The sequence below is a fragment of the Kineococcus radiotolerans SRS30216 = ATCC BAA-149 genome (genome assembly GCF_000017305.1).
Lineage (GTDB): Bacteria > Actinomycetota > Actinomycetes > Actinomycetales > Kineococcaceae > Kineococcus > Kineococcus radiotolerans.
In genome coordinates, this window is sequence record NC_009664.2 from 4,278,427 (window position 1) to 4,295,761 (window position 17,335).

14 protein-coding genes are annotated in these 17,335 nt (G+C 72.9%); 8 read left to right on the forward strand and 6 right to left on the reverse strand.

Annotated features, from left to right (window positions below; genetic code table 11):
* Positions 1-101: 101 nt before the first annotated feature.
* Positions 102-743, reverse strand: a complete 642-nt coding sequence (locus KRAD_RS20420; protein ID WP_012087564.1) for an isochorismatase family protein — start codon at positions 741-743, stop codon at positions 102-104.
* Between the two features lie 134 nt (positions 744-877).
* Between KRAD_RS20420 and KRAD_RS20425 the strand changes: the two genes are divergently transcribed.
* From KRAD_RS20425 to KRAD_RS20440, 4 genes are all read left to right on the forward strand, one after another.
* Complete coding sequence (locus tag KRAD_RS20425; protein WP_012087565.1) at positions 878-1,840, forward strand: GlxA family transcriptional regulator; 963 nt, start codon at positions 878-880, stop codon at positions 1,838-1,840.
* Between the two features lie 239 nt (positions 1,841-2,079).
* Positions 2,080-4,395, forward strand: coding sequence for an immune inhibitor A domain-containing protein (locus tag KRAD_RS20430; RefSeq protein ID WP_012087566.1), 2,316 nt, complete (start codon positions 2,080-2,082; stop codon positions 4,393-4,395).
* Between the two features lie 479 nt (positions 4,396-4,874).
* Complete coding sequence (locus tag KRAD_RS20435; protein WP_012087567.1) at positions 4,875-5,675, forward strand: carbon-nitrogen hydrolase family protein; 801 nt, start codon at positions 4,875-4,877, stop codon at positions 5,673-5,675.
* Positions 5,672-7,132, forward strand: a complete 1,461-nt coding sequence (locus KRAD_RS20440) for an APC family permease (RefSeq protein ID WP_012087568.1) — start codon at positions 5,672-5,674, stop codon at positions 7,130-7,132. Before KRAD_RS20435 ends, KRAD_RS20440 begins: the two co-directional genes overlap by 4 nt.
* 565 nt (positions 7,133-7,697) lie before the next feature.
* Here KRAD_RS20440 and KRAD_RS20445 read toward each other — a convergent pair.
* The 4 genes from KRAD_RS20445 to KRAD_RS20460 form a co-directional block, all read right to left on the reverse strand.
* Positions 7,698-7,982 (reverse strand): hypothetical protein, encoded by a 285-nt coding sequence (locus KRAD_RS20445; RefSeq protein WP_157873673.1) that lies wholly within the window; start codon positions 7,980-7,982, stop codon positions 7,698-7,700.
* 161 nt (positions 7,983-8,143) lie between these two features.
* A complete protein-coding gene (locus tag KRAD_RS20450) occupies positions 8,144-9,583 on the reverse strand; it encodes an MFS transporter (RefSeq protein WP_157873978.1) in 1,440 nt (479 codons plus the stop codon).
* Between the two features lie 257 nt (positions 9,584-9,840).
* The gene (locus KRAD_RS20455; protein ID WP_012087571.1) at positions 9,841-11,040 is read right to left on the reverse strand and encodes an MFS transporter; all 1,200 of its coding nucleotides are present in this window, start codon (positions 11,038-11,040) and stop codon (positions 9,841-9,843) included.
* Between the two features lie 180 nt (positions 11,041-11,220).
* Positions 11,221-12,138, reverse strand: a complete 918-nt coding sequence (locus KRAD_RS20460; protein WP_041293621.1) for a helix-turn-helix transcriptional regulator — start codon at positions 12,136-12,138, stop codon at positions 11,221-11,223.
* 251 nt (positions 12,139-12,389) lie between these two features.
* Between KRAD_RS20460 and KRAD_RS20465 the strand changes: the two genes are divergently transcribed.
* From KRAD_RS20465 to KRAD_RS26185, 4 genes are all read left to right on the forward strand, one after another.
* Positions 12,390-13,415 carry a zinc-dependent alcohol dehydrogenase family protein gene (locus KRAD_RS20465; protein ID WP_012087573.1) on the forward strand — a complete coding sequence of 342 codons (1,026 nt, stop codon included), beginning with the start codon at positions 12,390-12,392 and terminating at the stop codon, positions 13,413-13,415.
* 34 nt (positions 13,416-13,449) lie between these two features.
* Positions 13,450-13,881, forward strand: coding sequence for a (R)-mandelonitrile lyase (locus KRAD_RS20470; RefSeq protein ID WP_012087574.1), 432 nt, complete (start codon positions 13,450-13,452; stop codon positions 13,879-13,881).
* Positions 13,882-14,358: 477 nt separating this feature from the next.
* Positions 14,359-15,594, forward strand: coding sequence for an NAD(P)-dependent alcohol dehydrogenase (locus KRAD_RS20475; RefSeq protein WP_157873674.1), 1,236 nt, complete (start codon positions 14,359-14,361; stop codon positions 15,592-15,594).
* A 10-nt stretch (positions 15,595-15,604) separates the two neighbouring features.
* The gene (locus tag KRAD_RS26185; protein ID WP_012087576.1) at positions 15,605-16,198 is read left to right on the forward strand and encodes a cyclophilin-like fold protein; all 594 of its coding nucleotides are present in this window, start codon (positions 15,605-15,607) and stop codon (positions 16,196-16,198) included.
* A gap of 28 nt (positions 16,199-16,226) precedes the next feature.
* Here the strand turns inward: KRAD_RS26185 and KRAD_RS20485 are convergent, their stop codons facing one another.
* A complete protein-coding gene (locus KRAD_RS20485; RefSeq protein ID WP_012087577.1) occupies positions 16,227-17,228 on the reverse strand; it encodes an NAD(P)-dependent alcohol dehydrogenase in 1,002 nt (333 codons plus the stop codon).
* Positions 17,229-17,335 lie beyond the last annotated feature (107 nt).

The following is a 17,335-nucleotide window of genomic DNA, read 5'->3' on the forward strand; positions in this document are numbered from 1 at the left end:
AACGTGACCCCGGACGGGACGGTTCCGCGCTGGTGCACCGGGACCCACCGGTCCGAGCGCGTCCGTGGCGACGGGGACCGGCGGGCGGTGGTGTCCCGGGGTCAGGCCACCCGGGCCGCGCGCTGCGCGCCGGCGCCCGCGGAGGAACCGAGGTCGCCCTGGGGGAGCGCCCGACCGGCCTGCACGGCCGCCGACCAGGTGCTGGTGTCCGCGACGGCGGCCCAGTTGGAGTGCAGCAGCGTCATCAGCGTGCGGTGGACGGTTTCGGCGTCGGCGGAGCCGGCGTCGTTGGCGAGGTGGACGGCGCCGGTGGCGTCGGCGAGCACTTCCACCGCGATGCCGAGGCCCTCGGCCTCCACGGAGGAGGCCAGGACGCAGTTGTTGGTCATGTAGCCGATGAGGGTGATCGTGTCGACGTCGTGCTGACGCAGCCAGGCGAGGACGTCGGTGCCGGCGAAGACGCTGCCGTGCTCCTTCACGACCGACTCCCACGCCGGGGTGCGGCGGCTCTCCACCTCCGGGTGCAGCGCGAACCCGGGCCGGGTCGGGTCGAAGACGGGGGCGCCCTCGCCCATCGCGTGCTGGACGACGGCGACGGGCAGCCCGGCGGCCGTGGCCGCGTCGACGGCCTGCGCGATGCGGGGCAGCGAGTCGGTGTGCGGCGGGTACTGGATCTCCAGCGGGCCACCGAAGTAGTCCTGCTGGACGTCGATGACGATCAGGGCGCGGCGGGGGCTGGTCACGCGGACTCCTCGAGTCGGGCTGCGGGTCGTGGCTGCGAGCTGCGGCCACTCCCTCAGTGTGGGGATGGCGCCGCCGACCTACCATTGCCCTGGAGGCAACCTTTCGATGGATCCGGGCCACCAGGAGCGACGTCGTGCAGATCGCCATCCTCGCCTTCGACGGCGTGCCGATGTTCCACCTGTCGGTGCCGCAGGTGGTCTTCGGCGAGGTGGCCCGCCAGGGCTTGGCGGACTGGCGCACCGACCTCGTGGCCGAACGGGCGGGTTCGATCCGCACCGCCGAGGGCCACTCCATCGGCGGGGTCCTCGGCCCACGAGCCTTCGAGGACGCTGACGTGGTGGTCGTGCCGTCGTGGTTCGAGGACGGCCGGGAGGTCGGTCCGGTGCTGCGCGACCTGCTCGCCCGGGCGCACGCCCGCGGAGCGACCGTCGCAGGCCTCTGCCTGGGGGCCATCGCCGTCGCCGACGCGGGCCTGCTGACCGGACGCCGTGCGGTGACCCACTGGCAGGCGGTGGGCCTGCTGGCGCTCCGGCACCCGGACGTCCAGATCGACTCCTCCGTGCTGTACGTCGACCACGGCGACGTGCTCACCTCCGCCGGTACCGCCTCGGCCCTCGACGCGTGCCTGCACCTGGTCCGCACCCGACTCGGCGCCGCCGCGGCCAACGACGTCGCCCGCCGGCTCGTCGTCGCTCCCCACCGGGACGGGGGGCAGGCGCAGTTCATCGAGCGGCCGCTGCCGGCCGGCCCGGCCGACGACCCCGTCGCCGCCGTGCTCGACTGGGCCCTGCAGCACTTGGACGAACCGTTGGGCGTCGAGCGGCTCGCAGCCGCCGCGCACATGAGTCGGCGCACCTTCGTGCGGACCTTCCGTCGGAGCACCGGTACGACGCCCGCGTCCTGGGTGCGCTCCCGTCGCCTCGACGAGGCGCGGCGTCTGCTCGAGTCCACCGACCTGCCGATCGAGCAGGTGGCGGCAGCGGTCGGTTTCGGGAACCCGGTGACCCTGCGGCAGGGCTTCGCCGCCGCCTTCGACACCACACCCTCGAGCTACCGCCGCCGGTTCGACGCGCGGACCGGCCGGCCGCCGGGATGACCCGCCGGGCCGCTCCGGCCGGCGCCGCGAACGTGACGGCGCCGAGCGGAACCCCATCCCGTGTGCGGGTCCCGACCTCCGTGGGGTGGCTGTCGAAAGCCGGGGCGGACCTCCTGAGGTTGACGATCTGTTACGTAGTGGTATCTGGCTGTGAACTGGCTCGTGGTGACGTTCGCTCCGCGGGACCGCTGGTGATCCCCTTCCGGCGCCGTTGAGCTCAAGACCCCAGGAGCAGGACCGTGAGAAGAACACTGTGCGCCGTCGTGGGCGCCGCGCTCGTCGTGACCACTCCGTCGATCGCCTCCGCAACACCCCGCTCCACCCCCTCGTCAGCCCCCACCACCGTCGCTCCCTCCGCTGCGGCGGGGGCTGCCCCGGCGCCGCAGGGGACCGGACGCGCCCACGACCTGCCCAACCCCCTGGCCGACGAGCAGCGCGCCCTGCGCCGGGCCGGCCTGGAGAAGGTCCTCAGCGGCCAGGCCGCCCCCACCGGGGACGGCAAGGTCGTCGAGGTCGCCGAGGGGCAGTTCGTGGAACTGGCGCGCGAGGACACCGACCAGATCTTCACCGTGCTCGGCGAGTTCTCCGACCTGGCCCACAACCGGATCCCCGCCCCGAACCGCGCGGTGGACAACACCACCATCTGGACGAAGGACTTCTCCCAGCCCTACTACCAGGACCTGCTGTTCTCCCAGGCCGCCGGCGACGTGTCGATGGCCAACTACTACGACGAGGTCTCCTCCGGGCGCTACACCGTCGAGGGTGAGGTCACGGACTGGGTGCGCCTCCCCGGCTCCGGTGCCTCCTACGGCGACGACGACCTCGGGGACGCGGCGGCGTGGAGGTTCGTCAACGACTCCCTCAACGGCTGGTACGCCCAGCAGCTCGCCGCCGGCAGGACCGCCGCCCAGATCGACCAGCAGCTCTCCCGCTTCGACCAGTGGGACCGCTACGACGTCGACGGGGACGGGAACTTCGACGAACCCGACGGCTACATCGACCACTTCCAGGCCGTGCACGCCGGTGAGGGCGAGGAGGTCGGCGGTGCAGCCCTGGGTGACGACGCGATCTGGTCGCACCGCTGGTACGACCAGACCAACCGCGTCGGCACCGCCGGACCCAGCGTCGACGGGCAGACCGTGGCCCTGGGCGGGACCCGCATCGGGCAGTCGAAGTACTGGGTCGGTGACTACACCGTGGAGCCGGAGAACGGTGGCGTCGGGGTCTTCGCCCACGAGTTCGGCCACGACCTCGGACTGCCGGACCTCTACGACACCTCCGGCAACTCCGGCGGGGCGGAGAACTCCACCGCCTTCTGGTCGCTGATGTCGTCCGGCTCCTACGGCAGCAGCGGCCGCCCCGAGGACGGCATCGGCACCGAACCCATGCACATGGGGGCCTGGGAGGAGCTGCAGCTGGGCTGGCTGAACCACGAGACCGTCGAACCGGGCGCCAGGGCCAACACCAAGCTGGGCCCGGCGGAGGCGAACACCGAGCAGGCTCAGGCCCTGCTGGTGCGGCTGCCCGACAAGGAGGTCACCAGCACCATCGGCACCCCGTTCGAGGGGACCGACTTCTGGTACTCCGGCGCCGGTGACGACCTGGACAACACGATGCTGACGCCGCTGCCCGCCGGGGCCACCTCGCTGAGCGCGAAGGTGAAGTACCAGATCGAGCAGGACTGGGACTACGCCTACGTCGTCTACTCCACCGACGGCGGCAAGACGTTCACCTCCCTGCCCACCAGCCGCTCCACCACCGCCGACCCCAACGGTCAGAACCAGGGCCAGGGCATCACCGGGAGCACCGGTGGGCAGTGGGTCGACCTGACCGCCTCCCTGGCCGGTGTCCCGGCCGGTGCGCTGGTCGGCTTCCGATACTGGACCGACGGGGCGGCCACGGAGCCGGGCCTTCAGGTCGACGCGGTCTCCCTCGGCGGTGCGCGGGTGACGAACTGGACGCTGGACGGCTTCACCGTCACCACCAGCACCGCCACCCGCTCCTTCTTCAACGCCTACCTGGCGGAGTACCGCCAGTACCGCGGCTACGACGCGAGCCTGGCCACCGGCCCCTACGACTTCGGCGACCGGGCCCGACCGGACTGGGCGGAGCGCTACCCCTACCAGGACGGCCTGCTCATCACGTACTGGAACAGCCAGTACGCCGACAACAACGTGGGTGCACACCCCGGCGGCGGGCTGATCCTGCCCGTCGACGCCCACCCCGGGCTGCTGCACGAACCCACCGACGACGAGGGCAGCGACCGGGGTGACGGGGAGAGCTGGCGCCCGCGGGTGCAGTCCTACGACTCCACCTTCGGGCTGCAGAAGACCGACATCATCACCCTGCACGACCCCGACACGGGCAAGGCCGGCACCTACGGCGGCCTGCCCGCGGTGGCGACCTTCGACGACACCAGGGACTGGTACGTGGCGCGCGGGGAGCAGCCCGACGCCGACGGGTGGTCCGGGGTCGAGGTGCCGAAGACGGGGACGAAGATCACCGTCGTGAGCACCAGCGCCCGCGACTCCTTCATGCAGGTCCGGGTCAGCTGAGCGGGCGCCTCGCCCACCTCCTCACCTGCTCATCGACTCGAGACGAGTGCCGCCCTTGAGGAGGCGACCCGTCGTCCTGCTCGGACCAGCTGTCGAGCCGGCGGACCGGAGAGCCGGCCAGGCGAGCGACCAGGTGGCGGTGCAGGTCCCCGACCGGGCACCGGCCCCCTGATCGACCACCGGCACCACCGCGAAGGCCCACCAGCACCGCTGGTGGGCCTTCGTCGTGGGCGTGACGACGGGCGGTCCCACCTCCTGCAGAACTGGACGGCGCTCGCCCACCGGAGGCTGGGGAGGGACGGCAGGGCGCCCTCGCCGCGGCCGGCTCGTCCGCGGTGCTGCGGAGCGACGGCGGTGAGCAGCGGTCAGGTGACGAGGCGTCCGGCCACCCGCCGCCCCGGTGGCGGCGGGGAACGCCTCGGCAACGGCGCCGGGACCGCCCGTCTGGTTTGCTGTGCTCCGACGAGAGGACGGTCACGGTGAAGATCGCTGGACTGCAGCACCCGGGCACCCCGGGGGACGTGGAGGAGAACCTGGCCGCGCTGGAGGCGGCGGCCACCCGCGCGGCGGCCGAGGGGGTGCGGTTGCTCGTCACCTCGGAGATGTTCCTGACGGGCTACAACATCGGCGACCGGGTCGCCGAGCTGGCCCGCGAGCCGCTGGAGGAGCGCGTCGCCGACGTGGCCCGCCGGACCGGCGTCGCCCTCGCCGTGGGTCTGCCCCTGCCGGGAAAGAGCGGGGTCACGAACTCCGTCCTGCTGCTGGACGAGACCGGCCGTCGGCTGGCCCGCTACGACAAGACGCACCTGTTCGGCGCTCTCGACCGGTCCCTGTTCGTCCCCGGGGAGCACCCGACGGTGACCGCCGACCTCGACGGGGTCCGGCTGGCGTTCCTCGTCTGCTACGACGTCGAGTTCCCGGAGACGGTGCGCGCCGCGGCCCTCGCCGGGGCCGACCTCCTCGTCGTCCCGACCGCGCAGATGGAACCGTTCGCGTTCGTCGCCGAGCACCTCGTCCGGGTGCGGGCCTGGGAGAACCAGGTCTACCTCGCCTACGTCAACCACAGCGGCGCCGAGGGTGACCTGCGCTACGTGGGCCGCTCCAGCATCTCCGCCCCGTCCGGGGACGTCCTGGCGATGGCCGACGTCGACGGTGAGGCGCTGCTGGTGGCCGACGTGGACGTCGAGGTGGTGCGCGCGGCCCGCCGCGACAACCCCTACCTGGACGACCTGCGCGCCGAGTTCCGCCTCCCGCCCGCCCTCCCCGAGGTGACCCCGTGAGCACGACCCCCACCACGCCCTCCGCCACCACCGGCCCCCGACGCCTCGAGGGCCACCTGGGGACCGGGTCCATCGTCTTCATGGTGATCGCCGCCGCGGCGCCCCTCACCGTGGTGGGCGGCAACGTGCCGCTGGCCGTCGCCGGCGGCAACGGGGTGGGCGCTCCCGTCGGGTTCCTGCTGGCCGCCGCCGTGCTGCTGGTCTTCTCGGTCGGGTTCGTCACCCTGACCCCGCACGTCCGCGAGGCCGGCGCGTTCTTCTCCTACGTGGCGACCGGTCTCGGCTCCCGCGCGGGCCTGGGTGCGGCCTTCACCGCCCTCGTGGCGTACACGGCCATCCAGGTCGGCGTGTACGGGTACGCGGGGTGGGCCGTCAACGACCTCGTCCTGCACTTCGGCGGGCCGGCGCTGCCGTGGTGGCTGTACTCCTTCGCCGTGCTCGCCGTCGTCGCCGTGCTGGGCTACCGGCACATCGAGCTCAGCGCCAAGGTGCTCGGGGTCGCCCTCGTCCTGGAGATCGCCGTCGTCGTCCTGCTCGACGCGGTGGTCCTCGGCGGCGGGGGCCGCGACGGGCTGGTCACCTCCACCTTCGCCGTCGAGAACGTCGTCACCCCGCACATCGGCGTCGCCGTCCTGTTCGCCCTGACCGGGTTCATCGGCTTCGAGGCGACCGCCGTCTTCCGCGACGAGGCGCGCGACCCCGAGCGGACGATCCCCCGCGCGACCTACCTTGCCGTGCTCGTCATCGGCGGTTTCTACGCCGTCTCCTGCTGGGCCCTCATCACCGGCGTGGGTGCGGCCGACGCGGTCGCGGTCGCCGGACGGACCCTCGCCGGGGAGGGCAACTTCCTGCTCGACACCACCGAGGAGTACCTCGGGACCGTCCTGCGCGACGTGGTCCAGGTGCTGCTGGTGACGAGCCTGTTCGCCTGCGTCCTGTCCTTCCACAACGTCCTGGCCCGCTACCAGTTCAGCCTGGCCGGCAAGGGCGTCCTCCCGCGGGCGCTGGCCCACCGCCACCCCCGTCACGCGGCCCCTTCCACCGCGTCCGTCGTGCAGACGGTGACGGCGGTGGTCGTGCTGGCCGTGCTCGCCGGGCTCGGACTGGACCCGCTGGTCGGCGTCTTCGGGTCCATGGCCGGGGTCGCGACCGTGGGGATGGTGCTGCTCCTGCTGACCACCTCGGTCGCGGTGCTGGCCTTCTTCGCCCGCCACCGGAGCACGCCGCGGCGGGGCCGGTTCTCGACCGTGGTGGCGCCGGTGCTGGCGATCCTGGGGTTGCTGGCGAGCCTGTGGCTGGTGCTGTCGAACTTCACCCTGGTCACCGGCGGCACCGTGCTCGTGAGCACCCTGCTCGCGCTCGTGCCGGCGGTGGTGTTCGCCGCGGGGGTGGGAGCCGGTGGGCGGTTCCGGCTCACCGCTGCCGATGACGACGAGCGGGTGCACCCACCCCGCTGAGGCGCGGGGGGGGGGCGGCCTGGGGACCACGGAGCGGGTCGGCTCCGCGTCGCGCAGCGTCCTGCACCCACGGGACCCTGGCTCGAACCCGGCCCGTCGACCGGCTCCGCGGCAGCACGGGCAGCCGGAGAGGCAGCGCGGTCCGCGACGACTGGGTCGTGGTCTTCGACCGGTCCGCTGGTAGCAGCTCCGCCGAGGAGGCCCTGGCTGCGCAGGCTGTGCTCCCGATGCCGGGCGACCCTCACGGCGTGGTGCCTTTCCCGATCACCTGGGCCGGATCTTTCCACGACGCTGCTCAGAGGGTCGGGCAGGGGAATCGGACGTGACGAGAACTCACGGAGCGACCTACCGGTGGGGTGAATCGCCGGTACGACCGCGGTGGCGCCATCCCCGAGGGGCCCTGCCCTGCGCGCCGGCTGACCTCGACGAGCTCGCCCACTTCGTGTCGAGCCGCAGGGAGAGCCGCTGGAGCTGACCGGCCCTGCCGACGGGTCGGACCGGCCGTGCGCCGCGGGCGCGGCCGGCGTGACGTGCGGACGGCCCAGCGAGACGGCGCCCGTGGCTGTCACGGCTGCAGTTGCGTGAGCCAGGCCCAGTGGTGCCACATCTGTCGGCAGCCGTTGCGTCGACAGGACCGGTCGGTGAACTTCTGCAGGGTGGGTCGTTCTTCGCGGCCGGTGGAGAGCTTGAAGCTGCAGTGGGACCAGTAGAAGAGACCGTCGTGGTCGGACCGCAGCTCGCCCCAGGGCCAGTGCCACTCGAGGTCGTCCTTGATGTGGACGCGCAGCCGGACGCGTCGAACGAGGTCGGGGAACTGGACCAGCGTGTCGGGGAGGTCGGGCTCGTCCACGGGCAGGAGGCTACGGCGCGGGGCGGGGACTGTCAGCACGTCCAGCGGGAGCCCCACGAGGGGTCATCGGGACCGTGGGGCGGTGACCCCGCCTCGCGGCCGGCCGTCGGCGCCCGCCCTGCTGGCCACGAGGGTCGTCCCGACGAGGGCCCCCGCGGCCCTCACCCCACGTGCGCTCGCGGTTGGATCCTGGTGCTGAGCACGGCGGTGACCGTCAGGAGGGTCGCGGCGACGAGGAGGCTGGTGCGCAGGCCTCCGGTGAAGGTGTCCGGGTCGGCGATGAGGGCGCCGAAGACGGCGATGGCCACCGCCCCGCCGACCTGGCGGAAGGTGTTGAACACCGCGCTGGCGGTACCGGCCCGCTCGGACGGCACACCCTCCAGGACGACGCTGGTCACCGACGGCATGGCCAGCGAGCCGCCGACCCCGATGGGGATCAAGCACAGCGCCACCAGCCACGGCGAGCGCTGGGCGGTCGCCGGGATCAACGCGAGGAGCCCGACCACCATGCACGACTGCCCGAGCACCACCGGTACCCGGGCACCGAAGCGGTTGGTGACGGGGCCGCTGGTGAGGTTGCCGGCGATCGCGAAGAGCGCGGCGGGGATGAACACGAGCCCGGCGTGGGTGGGGGAGAGGTCCAGTTGCTGCTGCAGGAAGAGGCTGACGAGGAACACGTGGCCGTAGTTGGCGACCATGAAGGCGAAACCGACCGGCAGGGCCAGGCGGAAGCCGCGAGCGTGGAAGAGGTTCAGCGGCATCATCGGGTGCCGCCCCCGCGCCTGCACGGCCACGAAGGCGGCGAGCGCCGCGGCGGCCACGGCCAGGGCCGCGACGACGGGGCCGGCGCCGAACCCGGCGTGCCCGCCCTCGATGAGGCCGTAGACCAGCGCGGACAGACCGAGGACGGACAGGACCTGCCCCGCGGCGTCGAAGCGTGCCGGGCGGGTCGGGGAGGGCGCCACCGCGAGCAGGGCCAGCAGCATGGCGGCACCGACGGGGACGTTGATGCTGAAGACCCAGCGCCAGTCGATGCTGGTGGCCAGTCCCCCCAGCGGCTGGCCCACCAGCGCGGAGACGGCGCCGCCGACGGCCCACACCCCCAGCGCCCGCGCGCGCCGCGCCGCGTCGGGGAAGGCTTCGCGGACCAGCGCCATCGAGGCGGGCAGCATCACGGCCGCGGCGGCACCCTGGGCGGCGCGGGCGGTGATGAGCGTCGCGGCGGTGGGGGATGCGGCGCAGGCGGCGGAGGTGAGCGTGAAGGCGGCGATGCCCAGGGCGAGGGCCTTCTTGGCGCCGATGCGGTCGGCCAGGGTGCCGGCGAAGAGCAGCAGGGCGGCGAAGAGCAGGGTGTAGGAGTCGATGACCCACTGCTGGGTGGCGGTCCCCCCGCCGAGTTCGTCGCCGATGGTGGAGAGGGCGACGTTGACGATGGAGATGTCCAGGGTGATCAGGAAGAAGCCCAGGGAGGCGATGGCCAGGACGGTGCGAGCGTGCGGGCCGTCGCCGAGGGGCTCCTCGCCCGTGCGGGGGGTGGGCGGGACGAGCGGTGGCGCGTGAGGTGCGTCGTCGTGGGAGTGGTGGGAACCGGTGGTGCTCAGGTCGACCTCTGGGGGATGCGGTGGGTGGGCGCGGGGACGCTGGGGCGTCGACGTCGTGGGGCGAGCCTAGGAGACCGGGGGAGGTCAGGGCTCGCTGAGCGTGAGCGCGGAGAGGACCCGGTCACCCGGAACAGGAACTCCCCCCGGGTGCTCACCACGTCAGCGTCCCGGCGACCAGCTGAGGAACCCCCGCCGAGCGGTCGAGCGGTCGCCCGTCCCGGGTCCGGGTGGGTCCTGATCGCCAGGCGCGGTCGAACTCACCAGCGTCGAGGGAACGCCGTACGTCGTCCTCGCAGGGTCAGCAGGAAGGCGACGACCCCGAGCGCGATCATGCTCACGGCCAGCACCAGGCCGTCCGAGTGCCGCACGAGCAGGCCGCCGAGCACACCGGCGGCGAAGATGGCGACGTTGAACGCCACGGGGAGGAAGGCGCTGGCGACGTCGGCGTTGTCACCGCCGGCGACGGTCAGCGCGGTCTGCAGCTGGGTGGAGGCACCTCCGAAGCCGAGTCCCCACAGCACAGCGGCGACAAGGACGGTCACCGTCGACGCGTGCGCGGCCAGGAGCAGGACGGCGGCCACGACGAAGACCAGCACACTGGTGTGCAGCAGCAGGCGGGGGTGACGGTCGATGACCGCGCCGGTGAGGACCACCCCGGCGATGGAGGCCACCCCGTACACCAGCAGCATGACGTCGGGGCGGATCCCGCTCCCGGAGTCGCGCAGGTAGGGCTCGATGTAGGTGTAGATCGTGTTGTGGGCCAGCATCCACGCCGCGATCACGGCCAGCACGATGCCGATGCCCGGCATCCGGATCACCCGGTGCAGCGGCAGGCGCGACTGCGCCGGCTGACCGGCCGCGTCCGGGACGAACACGACGATCAGCACGAGGACCACCAGTCCCAGGACGCTGAGCCCGCCGAAGGACCAGCGCCAGTCGAAGGCGGTACCGAGGGCGGACCCGAGCGGGGTGCCGAACGCGAAGCCGAGGGGAGCTCCCACCGACACCACCGCCAGCGACAGCCCGGCGCGCGAGGGTGGGCTGATCCTGCGCGCGTAGGCGGCGAACATCCCCCAGACGATCCCGGAGCAGGCCCCGGCGACGACGCGGGAGGCGAGGGAGAGGGCCACGTCCGTGGAGACGGCGGTGACCGCGTTCGCCGCGACCAGTCCGGCGATGGTGGTGAGGAGCAGGGGCTTGCGCCGGAGCCCGCGGGTCAGGGTGATGGCGGGGACCGTGACGACGATCGTGCCCAACGCGTAGGCGCTGATCAGCAGCCCGACGGTCGACTCGCTCGTACGGAGTCCGCCCGCGATAGCGGACAGCAGCCCGGCGGGCATGGTCTCCATCGTGACGAGGATGAAGCCCATGGCGGTCAGCAGGACCAGGCTGAGCCACGGCATGCGCTGGGGGTCGGTGCTGGTGGGGTCCTGCACCGGGGAGCTGGTGGAGTGCATTGAGGTCTTCCTACGCGGTCTTCCTGGTGGCCGGCGTCGGCAGCGCTGGACGCGCTGCTGGAGCTGGCCGGGGTGGTCAGCTGAACCAGCTGGGCGACAGGGGGTAGTGCTGCTCGAGCGCCTGCACCTCGTTTCCGGCCGGCGCCCTCCGGGTCGCGGTCGCGGACGGGGGACGGGTCGTCACGGGGTAGAGCTTCGATCGACCCTTGAGGAGGCATCGTGGGTGAGGCGTTCCGTGGCGGCCCAGGTCGCCAGCAGGTCCAGCGCCTGCGCGGTGGGGCTCGCCGGTTCCGCGGCGTACAGGGTCAGCGTCAGCCCGGGTTCGGCGACCATCTCCAGCGACTCGTAGGCCAGGTCGAGCTCACCGACCGCGGTGTGGTGGAAGCGCTTGGTCCCCGCGCCGTGCAGGCGCACGTCGTGCGAGCTCCACAGGGCGCGGAACTCCTCGCTGCGGGTGGAGAGTTCACCGACGAGGTCGTGCATGACCTTGTCGTGCGGATCCCGGCCGGCCTCGGTGCGCAGGATCGAGACGCAGGTCGCCGCGGCGGTCGCCCAGTCGGGGTAGAAGCGCCGGGCGTCGGCGTCGAGGAAGGTGTAGCGCGCGAAGTTGGGGTGGGTCCCCCCGCCGGCGGCGTCGAGGGAGGCGTACAGGCTGGAGTGCATCGCCCAGCCCAGGGTGTTGGTCGCCAGCAGGTCCATCCGCCCGTTGCGCACGATCGCCGGGCCGGCGGTGAACGCGTCCAGCGCCCACTGCAGACCCGGGCGGGCACTCCACCTCGACGTCGAGCGCCGCCGCGGACGGGCCAGGGCACTGGTCCCGTCGGCGGCGCTGGCCAGGTCGAAGAGGTGGGTGCGCTCGGCGTCGTCGAGGCGAAAGGCTCGGGCCAGGGACTCCAGCACCGAGGCGGAGACCCCGGCCAGCGCCCCGCGCTCGAGCTTGGCGTAGTACTCCACGCTGATGCCGGCCAGGGCGGCGGCCTCCGCGCGGCGCAGCCCGGGGACCCGGCGCGGTCCCACGTCGGGCAGTCCCGCCTCGGCGGGGGTGAGCTTGGCGCGGCGGGTGGTGAGGAAGTCCCGGACCTCGGCGCGGTTGTCCATGACGGCCACGCTAAACGCCCCGTGCAGGCATGAGGAGTCACTGCCGTGAGGTGTACCGGCGGTACACCCCTCGACAGGGCACCGCTGGCAGGCAGCCGACGCCTTTGCGGGGGCGTTGAATACCGGTGACGCACCACCTCGGTGCGCCGGACCGGCCAGCTCGTCCTGCCTGGCGGGGGCCGTCCCGCGTGGTCCACCTACCGGCAGTCACCCGCTACCGGTAGCCACCTGTCTGTGTGAGGAGCAACCCTGTGCGCGCTGTCGTGATGCACGCCCCCCGTGACGTCCGTGTCGAGGATCGTCCCGAGCCGAGGATCCAGAAGCCCACCGACGCGATCATCCGCCTGGCCGCGACCTGCATCTGCGGATCCGACCTGTGGCCCTACCGCGGCGCCGACGAGGTGAGCGAACCGCTGCCCATGGGCCACGAGTACGCCGGGGTGGTCGAGGAGATCGGTGCCGACGTCCACGACATCGAGGTCGGTGACTTCGTCGTCGGTTCCTTCTTCGCCTCCGACAACACCTGCGAGATCTGCCGCGCGGGCTACCAGACCAGCTGCCTGCACCGCGAGGTGCTGGGCACCGGCGGCGGCGCCCAGGCCGAGCGGATGCGCGTGCCCCTGGCCGACGGCACCCTCGTCGCCACCCCCGCGATGCCCGACGCCGACCTGATCCCCAGCCTGCTGGCCGCCTCCGACGTCCTGGGTACCGGCTGGTTCGGAGCCGTGGCCGCCGAAGCCGGCCCCGGCAAGACCGTCGCCGTCGTCGGTGACGGAGCCGTGGGCCTGTCCGCGGTGCTGGCCGCGAAGCAGCTCGGAGCCGAAAAGATCGTCCTGTTCAGCCGTCACGCCGACCGTCAGGCGCTGGGCCGGGAGTTCGGCGCCACCGACGTCATCGAGGAGCGCGGTGACGAGGGGATCGCCAAGCTCAAGGAGCTCACCGGCGGCCTCGGTGCGCACTCCGTCGTCGAGGCCGTCGGCACCCACGAGTCCATGCACCAGGCCATCGGGTCCACCCGCCCCGGCGGGCACGTCGGTTTCGTCGGGGTCCTACACGACGTGGCCATCACGGGTGAGGACATCTTCATGACCCACGTGCACCTGCACGGTGGCCCGGCGCCGGTGCGCCGCTTCCTGCCCGAGCTGATCGACCTCATCTGGACCCGCCGCATCGACCCGGGCAAGGTCTTCGACCTCGAACTGCCCTTGGACGAGGCCGCCGAGGGGTACCGGGCGATGGACGAGCGCCGCGCCACCAAGGTCCTGCTGCGTCCGTGACCCCCGCACCGAGCACCCGACGGAGAGGAACACCGTGCAGCTCACGAGCCTGAACCCGACGCAGCAGCTGACCGCCACGTTCACGGGGGACGTCTACATGACCCCCCTCGGTGCGGGCGGGCCCCCTTCCCGCCTCAGCGTGGCCCTGGTCCGCTTCACCCCGGGCGCCCGCACCCACTGGCACGTCCACCCCCTCGGCCAGGTCCTGCACGTCACCGAAGGCGTCGCCCTGGTCAGCACCCGTGACGGGAACGTGCTGCGCGCTCGGGCGGGCGACACGATCGTGTGCCCGCCCGGTGAGGAGCACTGGCACGGGGCGAGCGCGGACGCCTTCGCCGCGCACCTGGCGATCCAGGAGTCCGCCGACGACGGGGCCGGCGGTTCGAGCCCGGTGACCTGGCTGGAACCGGTTCCCGACGCCGTCTACCACGCGGCCCAGTCGACGGGATTCCAGGCGCAGCAGTAGCCGCTGCCGCAGGAAACGCACCTGGGACCACGTCGCCACCCCGCGCCGCGCGGTGGCGCGGGGTGACGTGCGAAGGCCACCGCGCGGTGCTTCGCAGGTGACTCGTCGAGCGCTCGCCGGCCTCGTCGACGGGTGTTCGGCGGGGGAGAACCCGCCCGGGGTACCTCTCCCGCCTCACCGGCGCGACCGACGACACCGGAGGCGCCACCGCTGCGGCTCCCGCCCGCGCGGGAGCGGAGCTGGCGCTCGTCGACATCGACGACGCGGGACCCCGCCAGTGGGACGCCCCCGACGGAACCGGTGGGAACCGGGGGCCGGGTCCTCCGACGCGGGGAGCAGGGGATCACCGGGGTGCCCTGCTGAGGGGTGTACGGGCAGGGACTCCCACGCGACCTCGCTCGTGGTGTCCAGTGCTCGCAGGCCCGTCTCGGCGGGGCCGAGACGTTCGAGATCGATCGGCGACGAAGGGTGGACGACATGGCGCACAGGTGGCTCGGCGACGAACCGGTCGGGCGGCGGGGGGTGCTGCGCGGGGCGGCGGGAACCGCCCTGGCCGCCGGTGCGGTCGTCACCTCCGCCGCGACCGGGGCTGCTGCGACCCCGTCCGCCGCCGGCGGGGGTTCCCCGGCGGCCGGTGGCGCGCTGGACGTGGTGGGCATGGCCAGCTTCGACGCCACCGACGACCTGCGCCGCTATCCCTTCCGACGCCGCGCGGTTGGAGCCCGCGACGTCCAGGTCGACGTGCAGTTCTCCGGGGTGTGCCACTCCGACGTCCACACCGGCCGCGGGGACTGGGGACCGGTGCGCTACCCGCTGGTCACCGGCCACGAGATCGCCGGGGTCGTCAGCGCCGTCGGGGCCTCGGTGACGGGTTTCCGCGTCGGTGACCGCGTCGGGGTGGGGACGTTCGTGGACTCCTGCCGGAGCTGCGAGCAGTGCCGGTCCGGTTTCGAGCAGTACTGCCTGAACACCAACGTGCAGACCTACGCCAACGCGTTGCCGGACTACGCCGACCCGGCCGACTACCCCGGCGGGTACCCGCAGGGCGGGTACTCCACCGCCATCGTCGTCGACGAGGACTACGTCGTGGCGATCCCCGACGAGATCGCCCTGGAAGAGGCCGGTCCGCTGCTGTGCGCGGCGCTGACCGTCTACACCCCGCTGCGCTACTGGGGCGTGCGGCGCGGCTCGCGGGTCGGGGTCGCGGGCATCGGGGGCCTGGGGCACCTCGCGGTGCAGCTGGCCCGCGCCCTGGGCGCGGAGGTCGTCGCCTTCACCACCAGCCCGGACAAGGTTCCCGACGCCCTGCGCTTCGGCGCGTCGCAGGTCGTGGTGGGTGAGGACCCCGCTCTGATGGCCGCCAACGCCCGCAGCCTGGACTTCGTCATCGACACCGTTCCCTACGCCCACGCCCTGGACCCCTACGTCCAGCTGCTGCGGCGGGGTGCGACCCTGTGCCGGGTCGGGGTCGGTCTGGGTACCCAGCCCAACGAGTTCGCCAACATGTCGCTGGTGCTGCAGCAGAACGCGATCGCCGGGGCCAACACCGGGAGCATCCGCGAACTGCGGGAGCTGTTGGCCTTCGCCGTCGAGCACGGCGTCCGCCCGCAGGTCGAGGTGGTGCCCGCGCAGCAGGTGGGGTCGCTGTGGCCGCGGGTCGTGGACAGGCACGCCCGCTACCGCTACGTGCTCGACATGCGAACCCTGCGCTGAGGTACCCACGATGAGAATCCGCCGATGGAGGATCGCCGTGGCGACGCTGCTCACCACCGCGGCCTCGGTCTCCTGCGCCGCGCAGGAGCGCGCTGACCCCCCGGGTGCGACGACGTCCCCGCCGCGGTCCTCGCCGCGGTCCCCGTCTGCGGCCTCGTCGGGGACCGGGGGAGCCCCCGCGTCGACGGGGACCCCCGCAGAGGCCGACCCCGCCGGCCCCCGCGTGGTCGGGACGGTGGTCCGGTTCACCTCCTCGCGCACGAGCGTCGACGTGACGATCGGCGAAGACAGCCCCGCCACCCGGGACTTCCTCTCGATGCTGCCGACGACGCTCGCGGTGGAGGACCTCTCCCGGCGGGAGAAGATCAGCTACCTCCCCCGGGAGCTGGAGCACGCCGGGACCCCGGGCTCGGACCCCGAGGACGGCGACCTCATCTACTTCACGCCCTGGGGGAACCTGGGCTTCTACTACGACGCCACCGGCATCGACTATGCCGACGACACCCTGCACCTGGGCACCTACGACGCCTCTCGCGAGCAGCTGGAGTTGCTGGAGGACGACGCCGTGGAGGTCACCGTCGCAGAGGTCACCGTGATGCCGTGACCCGCTCCGGCACCCTGCGGTGGCGGTGTCACTGCTGGGGGAGGACGACGGCCTTGAGGGAGCGGTCCTCCCGCCGCCCCACGGTGAGAGCGTCCTCAGCCTGGGCCAGGGGGAAGCGGTGGGTGATGATCGCCTCCGTGCTGACCCGGCCCGAAGCGATCAGCGACAGCGCGGTGGGATACGTCCCGGCGTAACGGAAGATCCCGGTGATGGTGATCTCCCGTCCCTGCACCAGGGGCACATCGATCGGGAGCTCATCCGCCCCCATGCCCACGAGCACCGCGCGCGCAGCGGGAGCCAGGGCACCCAGGCCGCTGCGCCAGGCGGCGGGCGCGCCCGAGCACTCCAGCAGCACGTCGAAAGACCCCGTCAGCTCCTGCGTGGCCGCCTGAGCCCGCAAGCCCAGCTCGCGGGCGACCTTCAGGCGGAAGTCGCTGACGTCGGTGACGGTGACGCTGTCGGCGCCGAACGCCAGCGCCACCTGCGCCGCCAACAGGCCGATCGGCCCCGCGCCGGTGACCAGGACCCGGTCCCCGGGGGCGATGCGGGCACGGCGCGCTGCCCACACCCCCACCGAGACGGGCTCGGCCATCGCGGCCTGTTCCGGGCTCAACTGCTCCGGTGCCGGGTGGGCGAAAGCGGCGTCGATCGTCACCAGCTGGGCGATCGCGCCGTCCACGGGTGGGGTGGCGAAGAAGACCACGTTCGGGCAGAGGTTGTAGCGCCCCGCCAGGCACTGCTCGCAGGTGCGGTCGGGCACGCCCGGCTCCAGCGCGACCCGCTGACCCACGCGGGAGGCATCGACGCCGTCGCCGACGGCCACGATGGTGCCGGCGGCTTCGTGACCGATGACCATGGGCGCTCGCACCACGTAGGAGCCGATGCGCCCGTGCTCGTAGTAGTGCACGTCGGAGCCGCAGATGCCCACCGCTTCCACGCGCACCAGCACGTCGTGTCTCCCCGGGCGGGGGGTGTCGCGATCTTCGATGACGAGCTGGTGCGGGGCCTGCAGGACGGCGCTGAGGTTCACGATCGGCTCCAGTGGGTGGTGACGGACAGGGAGAACAGGCTGCTTCGGTGCGTGGGGGACGAGCTCGTGTTGTGCAGTCAGCAGGAGTGCGGCATCGGCGGGAGTCC

Bases quoted from the DNA above. Each gene is read 5' to 3' on its own strand.
- KRAD_RS20460 (WP_041293621.1), bottom strand. From the start codon at position 12,138: ATGGACAACCGCGCCGAGGTCCGGGACTTCCTCACCACCCGCCGCGCC.
- KRAD_RS26185 (WP_012087576.1), top strand. From the start codon at position 15,605: ATGAGAATCCGCCGATGGAGGATCGCCGTGGCGACGCTGCTCACCACC.
- KRAD_RS20475 (WP_157873674.1), top strand. From the start codon at position 14,359: ATGGCGCACAGGTGGCTCGGCGACGAACCGGTCGGGCGGCGGGGGGTG.
- KRAD_RS20455 (WP_012087571.1), bottom strand. From the start codon at position 11,040: ATGCACTCCACCAGCTCCCCGGTGCAGGACCCCACCAGCACCGACCCC.